Annotated in this window: 14 protein-coding genes; 5 read left to right on the forward strand and 9 right to left on the reverse strand. The window is 72.1% G+C overall.

Going from position 1 to position 15,572, the window contains the following annotated elements:
• The first annotated feature begins 3 nt into the window (after positions 1 to 3).
• On the forward strand, positions 4 to 903 hold the full coding sequence (locus ACWXWW_RS00280; RefSeq protein WP_455968144.1) for a TIGR01777 family oxidoreductase: 900 nt from the start codon (positions 4 to 6) through the stop codon (positions 901 to 903).
• A gap of 29 nt (positions 904 to 932) precedes the next feature.
• Here the strand turns inward: ACWXWW_RS00280 and ACWXWW_RS00285 are convergent, their stop codons facing one another.
• Both ACWXWW_RS00285 and dapB read right to left on the reverse strand, forming a co-directional pair.
• Positions 933 to 1,397: a hypothetical protein gene (locus ACWXWW_RS00285; protein ID WP_271174231.1), complete on the reverse strand. Its 465-nt coding sequence runs from the start codon at positions 1,395 to 1,397 to the stop codon at positions 933 to 935.
• Positions 1,394 to 2,203, reverse strand: a complete 810-nt coding sequence (dapB, locus tag ACWXWW_RS00290; protein WP_271174230.1) for a 4-hydroxy-tetrahydrodipicolinate reductase — start codon at positions 2,201 to 2,203, stop codon at positions 1,394 to 1,396. Before dapB ends, ACWXWW_RS00285 begins: the two co-directional genes overlap by 4 nt.
• 486 nt (positions 2,204 to 2,689) lie before the next feature.
• Between dapB and ACWXWW_RS00295 the strand changes: the two genes are divergently transcribed.
• Positions 2,690 to 3,520, forward strand: a complete 831-nt coding sequence (locus tag ACWXWW_RS00295) for an endonuclease domain-containing protein (RefSeq protein ID WP_455968304.1) — start codon at positions 2,690 to 2,692, stop codon at positions 3,518 to 3,520.
• Positions 3,521 to 3,739: 219 nt separating this feature from the next.
• Here ACWXWW_RS00295 and ACWXWW_RS00300 read toward each other — a convergent pair whose 3' ends face one another.
• The 6 genes from ACWXWW_RS00300 to ACWXWW_RS00325 all read right to left on the reverse strand — a co-directional run bounded on the left by ACWXWW_RS00300 (position 3,740) and on the right by ACWXWW_RS00325 (position 11,441).
• Entirely contained in the window at positions 3,740 to 4,342 is a 603-nt protein-coding gene (locus ACWXWW_RS00300; RefSeq protein WP_282979995.1) for a histidine phosphatase family protein, read from the reverse strand.
• A 108-nt stretch (positions 4,343 to 4,450) separates the two neighbouring features.
• Positions 4,451 to 5,515 carry an aldo/keto reductase gene (locus tag ACWXWW_RS00305; RefSeq protein WP_282979994.1) on the reverse strand — a complete coding sequence of 355 codons (1,065 nt, stop codon included), beginning with the start codon at positions 5,513 to 5,515 and terminating at the stop codon, positions 4,451 to 4,453.
• A gap of 158 nt (positions 5,516 to 5,673) precedes the next feature.
• Positions 5,674 to 7,959, reverse strand: coding sequence for a polyribonucleotide nucleotidyltransferase (locus ACWXWW_RS00310; protein WP_455968147.1), 2,286 nt, complete (start codon positions 7,957 to 7,959; stop codon positions 5,674 to 5,676).
• 283 nt (positions 7,960 to 8,242) lie between these two features.
• Positions 8,243 to 9,166, reverse strand: a complete 924-nt coding sequence (locus ACWXWW_RS00315) for a carbohydrate ABC transporter permease (protein WP_282979993.1) — start codon at positions 9,164 to 9,166, stop codon at positions 8,243 to 8,245.
• Complete coding sequence (locus ACWXWW_RS00320) at positions 9,163 to 10,107, reverse strand: carbohydrate ABC transporter permease (protein ID WP_455968148.1); 945 nt, start codon at positions 10,105 to 10,107, stop codon at positions 9,163 to 9,165. The genes ACWXWW_RS00315 and ACWXWW_RS00320 overlap by 4 nt, the downstream gene beginning before the upstream one ends.
• Complete coding sequence (locus ACWXWW_RS00325) at positions 10,104 to 11,441, reverse strand: ABC transporter substrate-binding protein (protein ID WP_455968149.1); 1,338 nt, start codon at positions 11,439 to 11,441, stop codon at positions 10,104 to 10,106. The genes ACWXWW_RS00320 and ACWXWW_RS00325 overlap by 4 nt, the downstream gene beginning before the upstream one ends.
• A 132-nt stretch (positions 11,442 to 11,573) precedes the next feature.
• On the opposite strand from ACWXWW_RS00325, the gene ACWXWW_RS00330 reads away from it, so the two are divergent.
• The 3 genes from ACWXWW_RS00330 to ACWXWW_RS00340 all read left to right on the forward strand — a co-directional run bounded on the left by ACWXWW_RS00330 (position 11,574) and on the right by ACWXWW_RS00340 (position 14,898).
• Positions 11,574 to 12,188, forward strand: a complete 615-nt coding sequence (locus ACWXWW_RS00330; RefSeq protein WP_455968151.1) for a TetR/AcrR family transcriptional regulator — start codon at positions 11,574 to 11,576, stop codon at positions 12,186 to 12,188.
• 84 nt (positions 12,189 to 12,272) lie between these two features.
• Positions 12,273 to 14,255 carry a glycosyltransferase gene (locus ACWXWW_RS00335; protein ID WP_455968152.1) on the forward strand — a complete coding sequence of 661 codons (1,983 nt, stop codon included), beginning with the start codon at positions 12,273 to 12,275 and terminating at the stop codon, positions 14,253 to 14,255.
• 40 nt (positions 14,256 to 14,295) lie between these two features.
• On the forward strand, positions 14,296 to 14,898 hold the full coding sequence (locus tag ACWXWW_RS00340; RefSeq protein ID WP_271174220.1) for a DedA family protein: 603 nt from the start codon (positions 14,296 to 14,298) through the stop codon (positions 14,896 to 14,898).
• A gap of 30 nt (positions 14,899 to 14,928) precedes the next feature.
• On the opposite strand, the gene ACWXWW_RS00345 is transcribed toward ACWXWW_RS00340, so the two are convergent.
• Positions 14,929 to 15,570, reverse strand: a complete 642-nt coding sequence (locus tag ACWXWW_RS00345) for an FMN reductase (protein WP_455968153.1) — start codon at positions 15,568 to 15,570, stop codon at positions 14,929 to 14,931.
• Positions 15,571 to 15,572 lie beyond the last annotated feature (2 nt).

The raw sequence follows: 15,572 nt of genomic DNA on the forward strand, positions 1-15,572 counted from the left end.
AGGATGACCGCCTCCTCGCTCACGCGCGTCATCGTCGCCGGCTCGTCGGGCCTCCTCGGCCAGGGCGTCGTCGACGACCTCCGCGCGGCGGGCGTGGAGGTGACGCGTCTCGTCCGCCGCGCCCCGAGCGCCGCGGACGAGACGCGCTGGCTCGACGCTCCGCATCTCGATCCCGCTGTCCTCCGCGGCGCCGACGCCGTCGTGAACCTCTGCGGCGCGAGCGTGGGGCGCATCCCCTGGACTCCCGCGTACCGGCGGCGCCTGCACTCCTCGCGGCTCACGCCCACGCGCGTCCTCGCCCGCGCGATCTCCCAGCTCGACGAGCAGCCCCTCCTCGTCTCGGCGAGCGCCGCGGGCTGGTACGGGTCCTCATCCGATGGCCCCGTCACCGAGGACGCACCTCGTGGGAGCGGATTCCTCGCCGACCTCTGCGGCGCGTGGGAGCAGGCCGCGCACGGCGCCGGGCCCCGCGTCGCGCTCCTCCGCACCGCGCCGGTCGTGCATCCCGACGGCGTCCTGCGTCCGCTCATCCCCCTGACGCGAGCGGGTCTCGCCGGCCCGCTCGGCTCGGGGCGCCAGGTGTGGGCCTGGATCTCCTTCGAGGACGCGATCGCGGCCATCCGCCACGTCCTCGAGCACCGGCTGACCGGGCCGGTCAACCTGGCTGCCCCGGTCGCGACGACCGCGAACGACTTCGGGCGGGCGCTCGCACGTCGGCTGCGGCGCCCTTTCGCCCTGCCGGCGCCCGCATGGGCTCTCCGCGCCGCGCTCGGGCGCGACTTCGCCGACGACATGCTCCTCGTCGACGCCGACATCGTGCCGCGAGCGCTGCAGTCCACCGGCTTCTCGTTCGCCCACCCCGCGCTCGAGGACGCGATCGCCGCGGTCGTGCCCGAGCGCTGAACGGCCGCAGCGGGCGTCCGCGCCGGGTGCTAGACGGGGCTCTGCGCGGCCCGTTCGCGGCGGATGGCCTCGCGCACCGCGGACCGCGCGCGCTTCGTATCGCCCGCAGCGGCGTATGCGAGACTCAGCCGGTACCACGCGCGCCAGTCGGTCTCGTCGGCCTCGACCTCGGCGCGGTACGTCGGGAAGAGCGCCTCGCCATCCGACCGCGCCGGGCGCCCGCTCGGCGACGTGCTGACCTCCTCGGTCGGCAGCCCGCCCTCGCTCTCGAGACGGCGTGCGAGGCGCTCGGCGCGCCATCCGAACAGGAGCTCGCGACCGAGCCCCCACAGCGCGATGAGCGGAAGCACGATCATCGCGCCGCCCATGACGGCGAGGATCGGCTCGCCGGTCGAGATGCCGATGGACAGGGCCGACACGGCCTTCTGCCCCACGACGAGGATGTAGAGCAGCAGGAGCGCCGTCATGACGGCGACGCCGACGCGCAGTCTCATGCGCCCGTGGCCCGCGCGGCCTGGCCCGCGACCGTCGCACCGTCGTCGACGGGCTCGGCCGCTGCGGGGCGCGGCGTGCCGATGCCGATGTCGATGAAGTTCTCCAGGCCCACAACGACGCCGCGCACGCCGGTCGCGGCCTCGACGGCGATGCGGATGCCCGGCGCGTACGCGGCGGCCGGGTCGATCGTGTCGTGCACGAGGGAGAGCGACTCTCCGGGCCCGGAGAGGATCGTCTCCTGTCGGGCGACCACCCCGGGGCGGCGCAGCGAGTGCACGGGCACGCTCGCGACCTGCTGCCCACGTGCGCGCTGGTCGACGAACGGCGCGTCGACGGGCGTCTCGCGGGCCGCCGCGATGAGCTCGGCCGTGCGGACCGCCGTGCCCGACGGGGAGTCGATCTTCGTGTCGCGATGCGTCTCGACGATCTCGACCGACGGGAAGAACCGCGCGGCGGCCGCGGCGAGCGCCGTGCCGAGCACGGATCCGAGCGAGAAGTTCGGGATGAAGACGGCGCCGGTCCCGGCCGCCTCGACGAGCGGGCGCACGAGCGCGACGCGCTCCGCGGACCATCCGCTCGTGCCGACGAGAACCTGGGCGCCGCGCTCGATCGCCGCGCGCACGACGTCGATGCTCACGGCCGGAGTGGAGGCGTCGATGACGAGATCCGCGCCGTCGAGCTCGGCGAGGTCGCTGCTCGATCCGAGCACCGCGACGACCTCGAACCCGTCCATTCCGTCGACGACCTCGCGGATGATGCTGCCGAGCTTGCCGCTGCCGCCGACCAGTGCCACGCGTGTCGTCATGCCACCATCCTAGGCGGGCCGGCCAGGACGTCCGCCGGAGTGCGGCGTGCTCGGGGCGCCCTCGCGGCACGGCGCGGCCCGGCACGCCAGCGGTCCCGGCGCGACACCCGTCGCGACACCTGTCCCCCGAATCGGACCCGTGGTGCTGAAGTCGTCTCCTGAGACCGACGCGCGCACACCCGCCCCAGCCATCCGAATCCCGACACCCCGCACACGCCGCCCCGCCCTCCGGGCGCCGTTCCCCGAATCGGACCCGTGGTGCTGAAGTCGTCTCCTGAGACCGACACGCGCGCACCCGCCCCAGCCATCCGAATCCCGACACCCCGCACACGCCGCCCCGCCCTCGCCCATCCGTCCCCCGCAGCGGACCCGCACCCGGGGCGTCTCGCGCCGACGCCTCGTGCACAGGCGGACGACACGCGCGCACCGGCACGAGCAGGCGCGCTGTGCCGGGGGCAGGGCCCGCGGCCCGACGAGGCTGGCGTGATGTATCCGACGGAGATCGCGGCTCGCATCGATGCCCGTCACGGAGTGGCCCGCGCATCGACGCCGCGGATGGCGGGCGCGTCTGCGCGCGACATCCGGCGTGCGCTTGTGACCGGATCGATCTGGAAGGTGCGCCCCGGGGTCTATGCGACTCCGGACGTGAGCGCGGACATCGTCGCGGCGGCGCGGCACGGCGGCTCACTCTGCTGCGCGTCGGCACTCGCCCAGCTCGGCGTGTGGGTTCTCGACGCCGACGCGATTCACGTCGCGATGGGACCGCACGGGCGCCAGCGCGAGCACGCGGGGTGCGCGTGCATCCCTCACTGGGATGAAGGCGCGACGGGCTTCGGGCGCGTCGACATCGTCCGCGCTCTCGTCCAGCTCGCGCGCTGCCAGGGCGATGAGGCGTTCTTCGCCGCGTTCGAATCCGCGTGGCACCGGGGGCTGCTGTCTCGACGCGACCGTCTCGCGGTGCGCGCACGTCTGGATGCGCGGCAGCGGCGACTCGTCGACGCAGCGCGATCGGACTCGGAGAGCGGGCTCGAGTCGCTCCTCAGGATCCGACTGCTCCGCATGGGCATCGTGCTCCGCTGCCAGGTGCGCATCCGCACGGTCGGACGCGTCGACTTCGTCGTCGGCGACCGGATCATCCTCGAAGTGGACGGGCGCGAGAACCACGACGGGGAGAGCCACCGGCACCGCGACCTCGTCCGAGACGCGAATGCTGCCGCGCTCGGCTACCGAACCCTCCGGTTCGACTACGCGCTCGTCATCCACGACTGGCCGCGCGTGGAGCGCGCGATCGTCGGCGCCCTCCGCCGGAGGGCGTGACAGCCAGCGCCCCGGGGCCCGAATGCACGGCCGTCTGTCGCCGTGCGTGTGCGCGGAATCGGATCCGTGGGGCGTGTGTCGCTCACTGAGGACGACACGCGCACCTCCGCCCCGACGATCCGAATCCCGGCACGTCACATCCAGGTACGGCCCGGCCGGCTTGGCACATCCCGGGATGGCCCGGCACGGCGGCCCGGCACGACACCCGTCCGGCGCGGCTCAGACCGGCGGGGTCTCCGGCAGTCCGGTGCGCAGCTCGAACGGCAGGTGCGCGAGGTCGTTGTGGGCGATGAGCGTCCACGGGCGGCCCTGCTTCTGCGAGATGATCGTGAGCCCGCAGTTCGCCTGGTTCAGCGTCATCCAGCGCCAGTCGGGGGCGCCGAGCACCTCGCGCACGAACCACGCGATCACGAAGTTGTGCGTGATGAGCAGCTCGTGGACGTCGCCGTTCTTGCGCACGAGGAACTCGTTCATCGCGTCGGCCATCTGGGCCCTGCCCGCCTCGACCTCCTCCTCGGTGATCCCGCCGAAGAAGGGCTCGAACACGCTCGGCGTCTCGTCGGTCATGCCCGTCGGGACGCAGTCGAACAGGAGCGCGTGCGGCTGCGGATCGATCGCGGGCATCCGCTCGGCGACGATGCGCGCGGTCTCCGCGGCGCGTGCGAGGGGCGAGTGCCACACGTTGTCGAACGGCACGCCCGAGAGCCGGTCGGCGAGCAGCGCCGCCTGGCGCTCTCCGCGCGCGGAGAGCGGCCCGTCCTCGAGCCCGTGCTCGGCGTGCTGGTGCTCTCCGTGGCGGACGAGGTAGATGTAGTGCGTCATCCGAACCCCCTCATCGTCCGCACCTGGAGCCCGCAGGGCGGGCGTCCTCCAGCCTAGGTCACGCCTCGGCGGACGCGCCGTGCGGTTACGCCATCGGCGGAATAATGGTCAGTCCGCGGCCTTCGCGAGGTCGGCGCGATGCCCGCGTCCGAGCTGCACGCCCACCCCCTGCACGAGCTCGTCGACGTGCGCCGGCGTGAAGGCGTTGACGATCGGGGCGACGACGCTCCGCTGCGCGAGGAGCCACGCGACGGCGACCGCCGCGTGCGGGAGCTGCAGCTCCGCGGCGACGGCGTCGAGCGCCTTGAGCGCCCGCGCTCCTCGGCGGTTGAGGAGCTTCGACAGCTGCTCCGACCTCGTGCCCTGGCCGATCGTCTGACGCGAGCGATGCAGTCCGGAGAGGAACCCGTGCTCGAGGGCGTGCGACGGCGTCACGGCGAGGCCCTGGGCGTCGGACACGAGCCGCAGGTCGCCCTCGTACTCCCCGCGGCGCATGAGGTTGTACGGCACGTCGAGCGCCTCGATCCGCGGGTACCCGGCCGACGACAGGATCCGCGCCTCGACGAGCTGGTCCGCGGTGAACCCGTAGGCCCCGACCGCGCGCGCCTTGCCCGCCTCGACGAGCCACTCGGCCGTCGCGAGCGCGTCTTCGAGGGACGTCAGCGGGTAGCTCGCCGCATCGAGGTAGAGGATGTCGATGCGATCGGTTCCGAGGCGCTCGAGCGACGACTCCACGGCGCGGACGAGGTTGACCGAGCCGAGGCCCGGGTTGTCGGGATGGCCGCCGACGCGCACCGCGAGGACGATGTCGTCGCGCACGCCGCGCGACGCGACCCACTGGCCGAGGATGAACTCGCTGCGCCCCGCGCCGAAGCGGTCGGAGGTGTGCAGGGCGTTGCCGCCGAGCTCGGCGTAGCGGTCGAGCACAGCGAATCCCGCCGCGCGGTCGAGGTTCCACCCGAACTCGGCCCCGCCGAGCATGAGCGGGAACACCTCGACGCCCGACGTCCCGATCGGCGAGCGCAGGCCCGCGCCGATCCCCGGGCCGAGCTCGGGGACGGGCGCCGACGGATGACCGGGGAGCCGGATGGGCTGAGTCGGCACGTCCGCGGACGCATCGGATGTGCGGATGGCCGCGCCGTCGCGCCGCTCCGGCGGTGACGCTGCATCCATGTCGCTCCCTCACGGAGGGTGCGACGAACCGCGGTCCTCCCGTGCCTCCATTGAACCGGAACCCGCGGCGCGCGCCGCGCCGCGGGTCGTAACTGTTTCATCACGGACGCGGAACGGCCCGGCCGCACCGTGTGCGACCGGGCCGTTCCGTGAGCCGATCAGGCCTCGGCGGGAGCCTCGGCCGGGGCCTCGGGCGCGTCGGACGCGCCCTCGCCGGCCTCGTCGACGATCTCGAGCGAGAGCTTGCCGCGGTCGTCGATCTTCGAGATGCGGACGAGGATCTTCTGACCCACGCTCACGACGTCCTCGATGTTCTCGACGCGCTTGCCGCCGTTGAGCTTGCGCAGCTCGGTGACGTGCAGCAGGCCGTCCTTGCCCGGCAGGAGCGAGACGAACACGCCGAACTTGGCGATGTTCACGGCCGTGCCGAGGAACTGGTCGCCGATCTCGGGGTTCGTCGGGTTCGCGATCGCGTTGACCGCGGCCCGCGCCGCCTCGGCCGAGGGGCCGTCGGTCGCGCCGATGTAGACGGTGCCGTCGTCCTCGATCGAGATCTGGGCGCCGGTGTCGTCCTGGATCGAGTTGATCGTCTTGCCCTTGGGGCCGATGAGCTCGCCGATCTTGTCGACCGGGATCTGCACGCTGATGACGCGCGGCGCGGTCGGCGCCATCTCGTCCGGAGCGTCGATCGCCGCGTTCAGGACCTCGAGGATGCGCAGACGCGCGTCCTTCGCCTGCGTGAGCGCGCCGGCGAGCACCTCGGAGGGGATGCCGTCGAGCTTCGTGTCGAGCTGGATCGCCGTGACGAACTCGCTCGTGCCGGCCACCTTGAAGTCCATGTCGCCGAGGGCGTCCTCCGCGCCGAGGATGTCGGTCAGCGCGGCGTACCGCGTCTGGCCGTCGACCTCGTCGGAGACGAGGCCCATCGCGATACCGGCGACGGGGGCGCGCAGCGGCACACCCGCGTTGAGCAGCGACAGGGTCGATGCGCACACGGAGCCCATCGAGGTCGAGCCGTTCGACCCGAGCGCCTCGGACACCTGGCGGATGGCGTACGGGAACTCCTCGCGGCTGGGCAGCACGGGAGCGAGCGCGCGCTCGGCCAGGAAGCCGTGGCCGATCTCACGCCGCTTCGGGCTGCCCACGCGGCCGGTCTCGCCGGTCGAGTAGGGCGGGAAGTTGTAGTGGTGCATGTAGCGCTTGCTCGTCGTGGGCGACAGCGAGTCGATCTGCTGCTCCATCTTGAGCATGTTGAGCGTCGTGACACCCAGGATCTGCGTCTCGCCGCGCTGGAAGATGGCCGAGCCGTGGACGCGCGGGATGACCTGCACCTCGGCGTCGAGCGGGCGGATGTCGGCGAGGCCGCGGCCGTCCATGCGGACGCCCTCCGTGAGGATGCGGCCGCGCACGATCTTCTTCGTGACGGACTTGTAGGCGGCGCCGAACTCGAGCGGAGCGGCCGCGGGCAGCTCGCCCGCCTCCACCTTCTCGATGAGGGCGGCCTTGACGCGGGCCTTGACCTCGTCATCCGCGGCCTGGCGCTGCTGCTTGTCGGCGATGACGTAGACCTTCTCGAGGTCCGCGTGCGCCTCGGCGGCGACGAAGTCGTACGTCTCCTGGCTGTAGGCCGGGAACACGGGGAACTCGAGCGGCTCCTTCGACGACTTCGCGGCCATCTCGGCCTGCGCCGCGACGAGCTGCTTGATGAAGGGCTTGGCGGCCTCGAGACCCTGCGCGACGATCTCCTCGCTGGGCTTCGTGGCGCCGGCCTTGATGAGGTTCCAGCTCGCCTCGGTCGCCTCGGCCTCGACCATCATGATCGCGACATCCTCGGAGCCGTCGGCTCCCGTGACGACGCGACCGGCGACGACGAGGTCGAACACGGCGGACTCGAGGAGCTCGGCGTTCGGGAACGCGACCCACTGGTCGTCGTTGCCCGCCTGGCCGGGGATGAGCGCGAGGCGCACGCCGGCGATCGGGCCCGAGAACGGCAGGCCGGAGATCTGGGTCGACGCCGACGCCGCGTTGATCGCGAGCGCGTCGTAGAACTCGCCCGGCGCGATGGAGAGCACCGTGACGACGATCTGGATCTCGTTGCGCAGGCCGTCGACGAACGACGGGCGCAGCGGACGGTCGATGAGGCGGCACACGAGGATGGCCTCGGTCGAGGGGCGGCCCTCGCGGCGGAAGAACGAGCCGGGGATCTTGCCCGCGGCGTACGAGCGCTCCTCGACGTCGACCGTCAGCGGGAAGAAGTCGAAGCCCTCGCGGGGGCTCTTCGACGCGCTCGTGGCCGAGAGGAGCATCGTCTCCTCGTCGAGGTACGCGGCCACGGCGCCCTGCGCCTGCTGCGCGAGACGGCCGGTCTCGAACCGGATGGTGCGGGTGCCGAAGCGGCCGTTGTCGAGAACGGCCTCGGCGGCGGTGATTTCAGGACCTTCCAAGAGGTCTCTCCTTCTTTGTTTAACCTCGCCGGTCCATGTGACGGACGAGTCATGCGAAGGAGCAGGAACAGGCAGATATAGGCCGCACGGCCAGAACCGAAGCTTCACGCTCGCCTGCGCTGGCCACCAGGAGAAATCCACCGGATGCGCGGCACCCGGGAGACCACTTCAGGGGACCAGCTTCCTGCCAGCCTGCTCCATGTCGTGTTCAGTTGTGCGGACGCGCACGGGCGCGTCCACGGCCACCCTACCAGCGCGGGCCGTGGACGCACCCCTGCGACTCCTACTTCACCGCGCCCTCGGTGAGGCCGCCGCGCCAGAAGCGCTGCAGCACGATCATCGCGATCGCGAGCGGGATGACCGAGAGCAGCACTCCCCCGGTCGTCAGCTCGTAGAACTCGGGCAGGCGATCCACCTGCGCGCGCCAGTTGTTGAGGCCGAGGGTGATCGGATACAGGCTCTGGTCGGCGAGCATCACGAGGGGCAGGAAGTAGTTGTTCCAGATGCCCACGAGCTGGAAGAGGAAGACCGTGACGAGCGCGGGCGTCAGGATCCGCAGCCCGACCGTGTGGAAGATCCGCAGCTCCCCCGCGCCGTCGAGCCGCGCGGCCTCCATGAGCGAGTCGTCGACCGTCGCATCGGCGTAGATGCGGCAGAGGAACAGCCCGAACGGCGACACGAGCGACGGGATCAGCACGCTCCAGTAGGTGTTCGCGAGCCCCAGCTGGCTGAACAGGAGGAAGAGCGGCAGCGCCGTGGCGGTGGCCGGCACGAGAACGCCCCCGAGGATGGTGCCGAAGACGAGGTCGCGCCCGCGGAAGCGGTACTTCGCGAGCGCGTAGCCGCCCGCCGCGGCGAAGTAGGTCGCCAGGACGGCGCCGACTCCCGCGTAGAGGATCGAGTTGAGGAACCACCGCACGAAGATGCCGCCGTCGTACGCGAGGACCTGGCCGAGGTTCTCGAGGAGGTGGACGTCCGACCCGAACCAGAAGCCGAAGGTCGAGAAGAGGTCCTCCGTGGACTTCGTGGCCGCGACGACCACCCAGTAGACGGGGATGAGGAAGTACAGGGCGGCGACGACGAGGATGCCCGTCACGATGATCTTCGAGGCCCGCGACCGGCGATGGGCGGCCGACGAACCCGTCGGGTTGACCGCGGCGAGCGTCTGCGTGCGCACGGGATCCGTGCGCGGCTGGGTGAGGGTCATCGGCCGCTCCTGTTCGTGACGCGGAGGAAGAGGAAGGACAGCACGAACGCCGCGAGGGCGATGAGCACGGCCTGCGCCGCGGCGACGTTGTAGTCGTTGTAGGCGAAGGCCGTCGTGTACGCCGACAGGTTCGGCGTGTACTGCGTGTCGATCGCCGGCGCGACGGTCTTCAGGACCTCCGCCTCGGCGAACAGCTGCAGCGTCCCGATGATGCTGAACACGGTCGTCAGGACGAGGGCCGGCGCGATGAGGGGCAGCTGGATGCTCGTCGCGACGCGGAACGCGGAGGCGCCGTCGATGCGCGCCGCCTCGTACAGCTCTCCCGGGATGGCCTTGAGCTGGGCGACGATGATGAGCATGTTGTAGCCGACGTACGTCCACGTCACGATGTTCGCGATCGACCACAGCACGGATCCCGCTCCGAGGAAGTCGATCTCGATGCCCATCCAGGACGCCACGTCCACGACCGGGCTCAGCCCGGGCACGTAGAGGAACGACCAGAGGATGGTCGCGATGACGCCCGGGATGCCGTAGGGCATGAAGTACACCGCGCGGAAGAAGCCCGGCCACATCGCCGAGGCCGACTCGAGCAGGAGCGCGAGGAGGGTGGCCGCGACGATCATGACGGGCACCTGGACCACGCCGAACAGGAGCATCCGCCCGATGGAGGCGATGAAGTTGCCGTCGGCGAGCGCGAGCGCGTAGTTCTCGAACCACGCGAACGAGCTCGTCACGCCCTCCTCGCCGAACAGCCCGCCGCGCTGGACGCGCGTGAAGCTCGACCCGATCGCGACGAGGATCGGGAGGATGAAGGTGAGGACGAAGAGCGCCAGGAACGGCGCGAGGAGGATCCACGGCGCCCGGCTGACGGCGGCCTGACGCACGCCGGGGCGCCGGCGCACCCGGGCGTCGCCCGTGACGATCGTGCGCGTCTCGCTCATGATGTCGCCTTCCGGATGCGCAGGCCCTTGTTCCGGAAGACCCGCGTGATCTGCTCCTCCGCCTGCCGGACCGATTCGACGAGGCTCTGACCGGACGCCTTCCGCCGGAAGCCGTCGGAGAGGATGTTGAAGGACTGCTGCGTGATCGGCCACCAGACCCAGTCCGGGTTCTGCGCCTTCGAGGCGGGCACGAACACCTCCTCGTTGTAGTTCTGGCCGCTGAAGAAGTCGGATGGCCGCTGCCGCTGCGATCCGATGTAGTCGGCTGCCGGCGACCATCCGATCCCGCTGTGCTCGATCATCGCGTCGATGCCCTCGGGCGAGGTCGTCATCCAGACGGCGAAGTCCATCGCCTCCTTGGGGTGGCGGCTGTTCGCGAGCACGGCAGCCGTCGATCCGCCCTGGTAGCTCGACCCGTACCCCATGTCCGGCCAGACCGGCATGGGCGCCACGCGCCATCTGCCCTCGCCTCCGGCGACGCCCTGGATGAGCGCGTCGGCCCAGCTCGCCCCGGTGACCGCGGCGATCCCGCCGTCGGCGGCGGCCGCGAACCACGCGGGCGTGAAGTTGCCGTAGGCGGTCGTGACGAGCTCGTCATCGACGACGCGGTCCCAGAAGTCCGCGACCTCGAGGGTCGCGTCGTCGGTCATGTCGATCTCCCAGCCGTCCTCCCCCACCCGCAGCCACGACGCGCCCGCCTGCGTGGCGTACATCGCGAACACGGATGCGTCGCCGATCGGGAAGGTGTCGAGGTACGCGCCCGCAGCGCGCGCCTCGACCGCCAGCTCGCGCCACTCGGACCAGGTCGTGGGCGGCGGCGATCCGATCTGCTCGAGGATGGGGTGCTGGTAGTACCAGGCCATGGGACCGGAGTCCTGCGGGATGGCGTACACGCCGCCGTCGAAGCTGACCTGACCCCACAGGGTCGGGTCGAACTTCGCCGCGTGGTCGGCGGCCCCGTAGCGCGACAGGTCGACGAGGCCGTTCACGAGCATGAACTCGGGGATCGAGCGCATCTCGACCTGGGCGATGTCCGGCCCGCCACCCGCCGCGAGGGCGGAGTAGATCTTCTGGTATCCGCCCGCGTTGCCGCCGGGGATCCAGACGGCCTCGACCTGGACATCCGGGTTCTGCGCGTTCCAGACGTCGGCGACCTTCTGCAGGTCCTTGAGCCAGGCCCAGTAGGTGAGGGTGATCCTCTTGCCCGTCGCCGGCGGGATGGTCGGCTCGGCGTTGACCGAGGTCGTCCCCGGTGTCGAGCAGCCGGCGAGCATGCCCGCCGCCACCGCGCCGAGCCCTGCACCCAGCAGCTGTCTGCGCGTGATCGCGCCCATCTGACCTCCACGTCTCTGTGAAAGCGGCCACGTCGGCGTGGTCCGTGCGAGCCGTGCGCCCGCGTGGCGACGAAGCTACCACAGGATTCGAGTACGTACTCGAAATTCGTGGCGCCGGTCTAGCATTCCGACATGGACGAGGATGTTCCGCGCAAGCGCGGCCCGTATGCGCGATCGGCCGAGCGACGGCGCGCGATCGTGGACGCCGCGCTCGAGGTCTTCGCCGCCAAGGGCTATCTCGCCGGGTCGCTCCAGGACATCGCCGACCGCATCGGCGTGTCGCAGACGAGCCTGCTCCACTACTTCCCCCGGAAGCGCGATCTCCTCCTCGCGGTCCTCGACCAGCGGGACGCGGTGGACAAGCCGCCGGCCGGGCTGTCCTTCCCGGACGACGTCCTCGCGCAGGCCGACCTCAACGCGCGGCACCACGGGCTCCCCGAGCTCTACACCGTGCTGTGCGGCGAGTCCGTCACCGAGGGCCACCCCGCGCGCGAGCACTTCGCCCGCCGGTTCGCGTCGCTGCGAGACCAGTACGCCGACGAGCTGCGTGCGCTCGCCGAGGAGGGCCGACTCCGCCCGGGGATCGAGCCGTCGATCGCGGCGACCGGGCTCATCGCGATCTGGGACGGGCTGCAGACGCAGTGGCTGCTCGACCCCGACGTCGACGTGACGGCCGGCCTCCGGGCCTACCTCGCCCTGATCCTCGTCGACGCACCGGAGTCGGAGGCATCGGTGACGCCGCGCTGAACGGCCGCCCGGCTCAGGTGAACAGCCGGCGAAGGTCGAGAGAAGTCGGCCCCGCGCGCGTCCCGCGCCCGGGACCCTGGACACGTGAGAGTCGCACTCTTCGCGGAATCCTTCCTCCCCCACATGAACGGGGTCACGAACTCCGTTCTGCAGGTCGTGCGCCATCTCGAGGAGCAGGGCCACGAGACCCTCGTCATCGCTCCGCGCGCGGCCGGGCAGAAGGCCGACTCGCTGGGCTCGCGCACCGCGCTCGTCGCGTCGATGCCCCTCCCCTCGTACCCCGACGTGCGGGTCGCCCTCGCGCCGACCTGGCGGATCCGCCGCCTCCTCGAGGAGTTCCGGCCCGACGTCGTGCACCTCGCGTCCCCGTTCGTGCTCGGATGGCAGGCGCTCGTCGCCGCGGACGCCCTGCGGATCCCGGTCGTCGCGATCTACCAGACCGATGTCGTCTCCTACACCGAGCGCTACGGCGTCGCCGGCGCGGCCGCCGCCGCCGCCAATCACGTCGCCCGGCTGCACCGGCGCTCGACGCTCACGCTCGCGCCGTCCTCGGCCGCTCAGGCGCAGCTCGAGCAGCTCGGCGTGGACCGGATCTGGCGATGGGGCCGCGGCGTCGACGCCGACCGGTTCTCCCCGGCTCGACGCTCCGAGTCCTGGCGGGCACGGATCGCCCCCGGCGAGCGCATCATCGGCTACGTGGGCCGTCTCGCGGCGGAGAAGCAGGTCGAGGACCTGCACGTGCTCTCGAACCTGCCCGGAGCGCGGCTCGTGATCGTGGGCGACGGCCCCGAGCGTGCACGGCTCGAAGCGCGGCTGCCGGAGGCGGTGTTCACGGGCTTCCTCGGCGGAGACGAGCTCGCGGAGGCGCTCGCGAGCTTCGACGTCTTCGTGCACCCCGGCGAGAGCGAGACCTTCTGCCAGACGGTGCAGGAGGCCCTCGCGAGCGGCGTGCCCGTCGTCGCAACGGGGCGCGGCGGGCCGCTCGACCTCGTCCGCAGCAGCGTCGACGGCTGGCTCTACCGGCCCGGCGACCTGGACGACCTGCGGGCCCGTGTCGCGGACCTCCTCGGCGACGACGCCAAGCGACGGTCGTTCGGCCAGGCGGCGCTCGAGAGCGTCCGCGCGCGCACCTGGAGCGCGCTCACGGAGCAGCTCGTGAGCCACTACGCCGAGGCCGCGCGGCTGCGGCGCTTCGACGACGCGCTCCTCGCCCGCGGTGCCACCCGGCCGCTGCCGCCGACGTCGGCGCCCGCGACGCGGCGCTGGTCGAGCTTCGTCGCCCTGGGCGACTCGCTCACCGAGGGCCTGTGCGACACGTCGCGCATGCGCGAGGGCGAGTACCGGGGATGGGCCGACCGACTCGCCTCCCTGCTCGCCCACCGCAGCGGCGCGGACACGCCGTTCCGCTACGCGAACCTCGCCGTGCGCAGTCGGCGGGTGCGCGACCTGGTGAGCGAGCAGGGCCCCCGCGCGATCGCGATGCGCCCCGACCTCGTGTCCATCCTCATGGGCGCGAACGACCTCGTCGGGCACGGGGCCGACCCCGTCGCCCTCGCGCGCGATCTCGAGCGGGTGGTCCGCGACATCCGCGCGACGGGAGCCGACGTGCTCCTCGTCACCCCGTTCCTCCCCGGTCGCCGCGCCGCGATGATCTTCGCGCGCCGCTTCGCGGCCTTCGCGCACGAGATCCGGCGGATCGCAGCCGAGACCGGGGCCATCCTGCTCGACGTGGAGGCCCTTCCGGAGCTCGGAGACCTGTCGATGTACGCCGAGGACCGCGTGCACCTCGGGTCGCGAGGCCACCGGCTCCTCGCGTACCGTGCGGCCGAGGTGCTCGGCATCCCCGACGCGGGAGCACTCGGCGACCTCGACGACGCGCTGCACGCCGACGCGCCGCCCGCGAGCGGATGGCTGCGCCGCCACGCGCTGCCGTGGGTCTGGCGGCGCATGCGCGGGCGGACCGCGGGCGACGGCCTCGTCGCGAAGCACGACGCACTCGTCGAGCTCGCGGGGCGCCTTGCCCAGACCGGCGATGGCAGCGAGCTGTCGAGTCCGCCGCTTCCCTGATGTTCGCGCGGCGTTCACCCCGACGGAGCAGACTGCCGGGATGATCGACGAGTTCGTCTCCGCTCTCGCCGCGAACCCGTGGGCGCTCGCGGCGCTGTTCGGGCTCGTGCTCGCCGACGCTTTCCTCGTGGTCGTCCCGGGCGAGATCGCCGTGACGGTGCTCGCCTCGGTGTCGTTCACGCCGTCGGGGCCGCCGCTGTGGGGCGTGATCCTCGTTGCGGCGGCGGCCGCGTTCGCGGGCGACGCCGCCTGCTACGCGCTCGGGCGCGCGTTCCACCCCCAGCGCTGGCGCGTCATGCGGCACCCGCGCTTCCAGCGCGTCTTCGCGTGGGCCCAGACGCGTCTGCGCTCGCACGTGGCGGCCGCGATCTTCACGGTCCGGTTCATCCCGTTCGCGCGGCTCGCGGTGAACCTCACCGCAGGAGCGACGCGCATCCCCGCCGTGCGCTACCTGCCGGTGGCGGCGGGCGCCGCGACCGCATGGGCGGCCTACCAGGCCCTCGTCGGCGCCGCCGTCGGCGCGATCGTGCCCGGTGGGCCCGTCGTCGCCGTGCTCGTGTCGATCGCGGTCGCGCTCGTCCTCGGCTGGATCACCGACGCGCTCATCGCCCGCTTCGCGCCGCGCGGCGCGACCGGGCGCTGAAAGGGGCCGGCGCGCGGCCGGCCCCGCTCGTCAGCGCCCGAGGCCCTCGAGAAGGCTCTCGAACGATCCGCCCTCGCCGAGGTAGCTCTCGGGCGAGAAGGGATCGACCCTCTCGACCGCGGTGCGGCCGGCGACCGCATCGGCGAGCTCGCGCGCGGCGCGGTCGACGCGCTTCTGGAGCGGCGCCACGCTGTCGGCGCCCTGGCCCCAGTCGTCGGCGGCGGCGAACACCCCGGTCGAGACCGGCTCGGCGTGCAGATACGTGAACAGCGGTCGGATGGCGTAGTCGATCGCGAGCGAGTGCCGCGGCGTGCCGGCCGTCGCGCCCAGCAGGACCGGGGTGCCCTCGATCGCCTCGCGGTCGAGCACGTCGATGAACGACTTGAAGAGACCCGAGTACGAGGTCGAGAAGATCGGCGTCACCGCGATGAGGGCGTCGGCCGCCGCGACCCGCTCCATCACCTCCGCGAGGCCCTTCGGCGGGAAGCCGGTGAGCATCGCGTTCATGATGTCGTGCGCAAGGTCGCGCAGCTCGACGACGGAGACGTCGGTCTCCACGCCGCGCGAGCCGAGATCGTCGATCACGGCCCGCGTGAGCCGGTCCGCGAGGAGCCGCGTGGAGGACGGCTCCGAGATGCCGGCCGAGAGGACGACGATGCGGGTGGCGCTCATGG

Source organism: Microbacterium sp. KNMS (assembly GCF_053851835.1).

Bases quoted from the DNA above. Each gene is read 5' to 3' on its own strand.
- ACWXWW_RS00325 (WP_455968149.1), bottom strand. From the start codon at position 11,441: ATGGGCGCGATCACGCGCAGACAGCTGCTGGGTGCAGGGCTCGGCGCG.
- dapB (WP_271174230.1), bottom strand. From the start codon at position 2,203: ATGACGACACGCGTGGCACTGGTCGGCGGCAGCGGCAAGCTCGGCAGC.
- ACWXWW_RS00300 (WP_282979995.1), bottom strand. From the start codon at position 4,342: ATGACGCACTACATCTACCTCGTCCGCCACGGAGAGCACCAGCACGCC.
- ACWXWW_RS00345 (WP_455968153.1), bottom strand. From the start codon at position 15,570: ATGAGCGCCACCCGCATCGTCGTCCTCTCGGCCGGCATCTCGGAGCCG.
- ACWXWW_RS00330 (WP_455968151.1), top strand. From the start codon at position 11,574: ATGGACGAGGATGTTCCGCGCAAGCGCGGCCCGTATGCGCGATCGGCC.
- ACWXWW_RS00340 (WP_271174220.1), top strand. From the start codon at position 14,296: ATGATCGACGAGTTCGTCTCCGCTCTCGCCGCGAACCCGTGGGCGCTC.
- ACWXWW_RS00295 (WP_455968304.1), top strand. From the start codon at position 2,690: ATGTATCCGACGGAGATCGCGGCTCGCATCGATGCCCGTCACGGAGTG.
- ACWXWW_RS00320 (WP_455968148.1), bottom strand. From the start codon at position 10,107: ATGAGCGAGACGCGCACGATCGTCACGGGCGACGCCCGGGTGCGCCGG.
- ACWXWW_RS00315 (WP_282979993.1), bottom strand. From the start codon at position 9,166: ATGACCCTCACCCAGCCGCGCACGGATCCCGTGCGCACGCAGACGCTC.
- ACWXWW_RS00305 (WP_282979994.1), bottom strand. From the start codon at position 5,515: ATGGATGCAGCGTCACCGCCGGAGCGGCGCGACGGCGCGGCCATCCGC.
- ACWXWW_RS00280 (WP_455968144.1), top strand. From the start codon at position 4: ATGACCGCCTCCTCGCTCACGCGCGTCATCGTCGCCGGCTCGTCGGGC.
- ACWXWW_RS00285 (WP_271174231.1), bottom strand. From the start codon at position 1,397: ATGAGACTGCGCGTCGGCGTCGCCGTCATGACGGCGCTCCTGCTGCTC.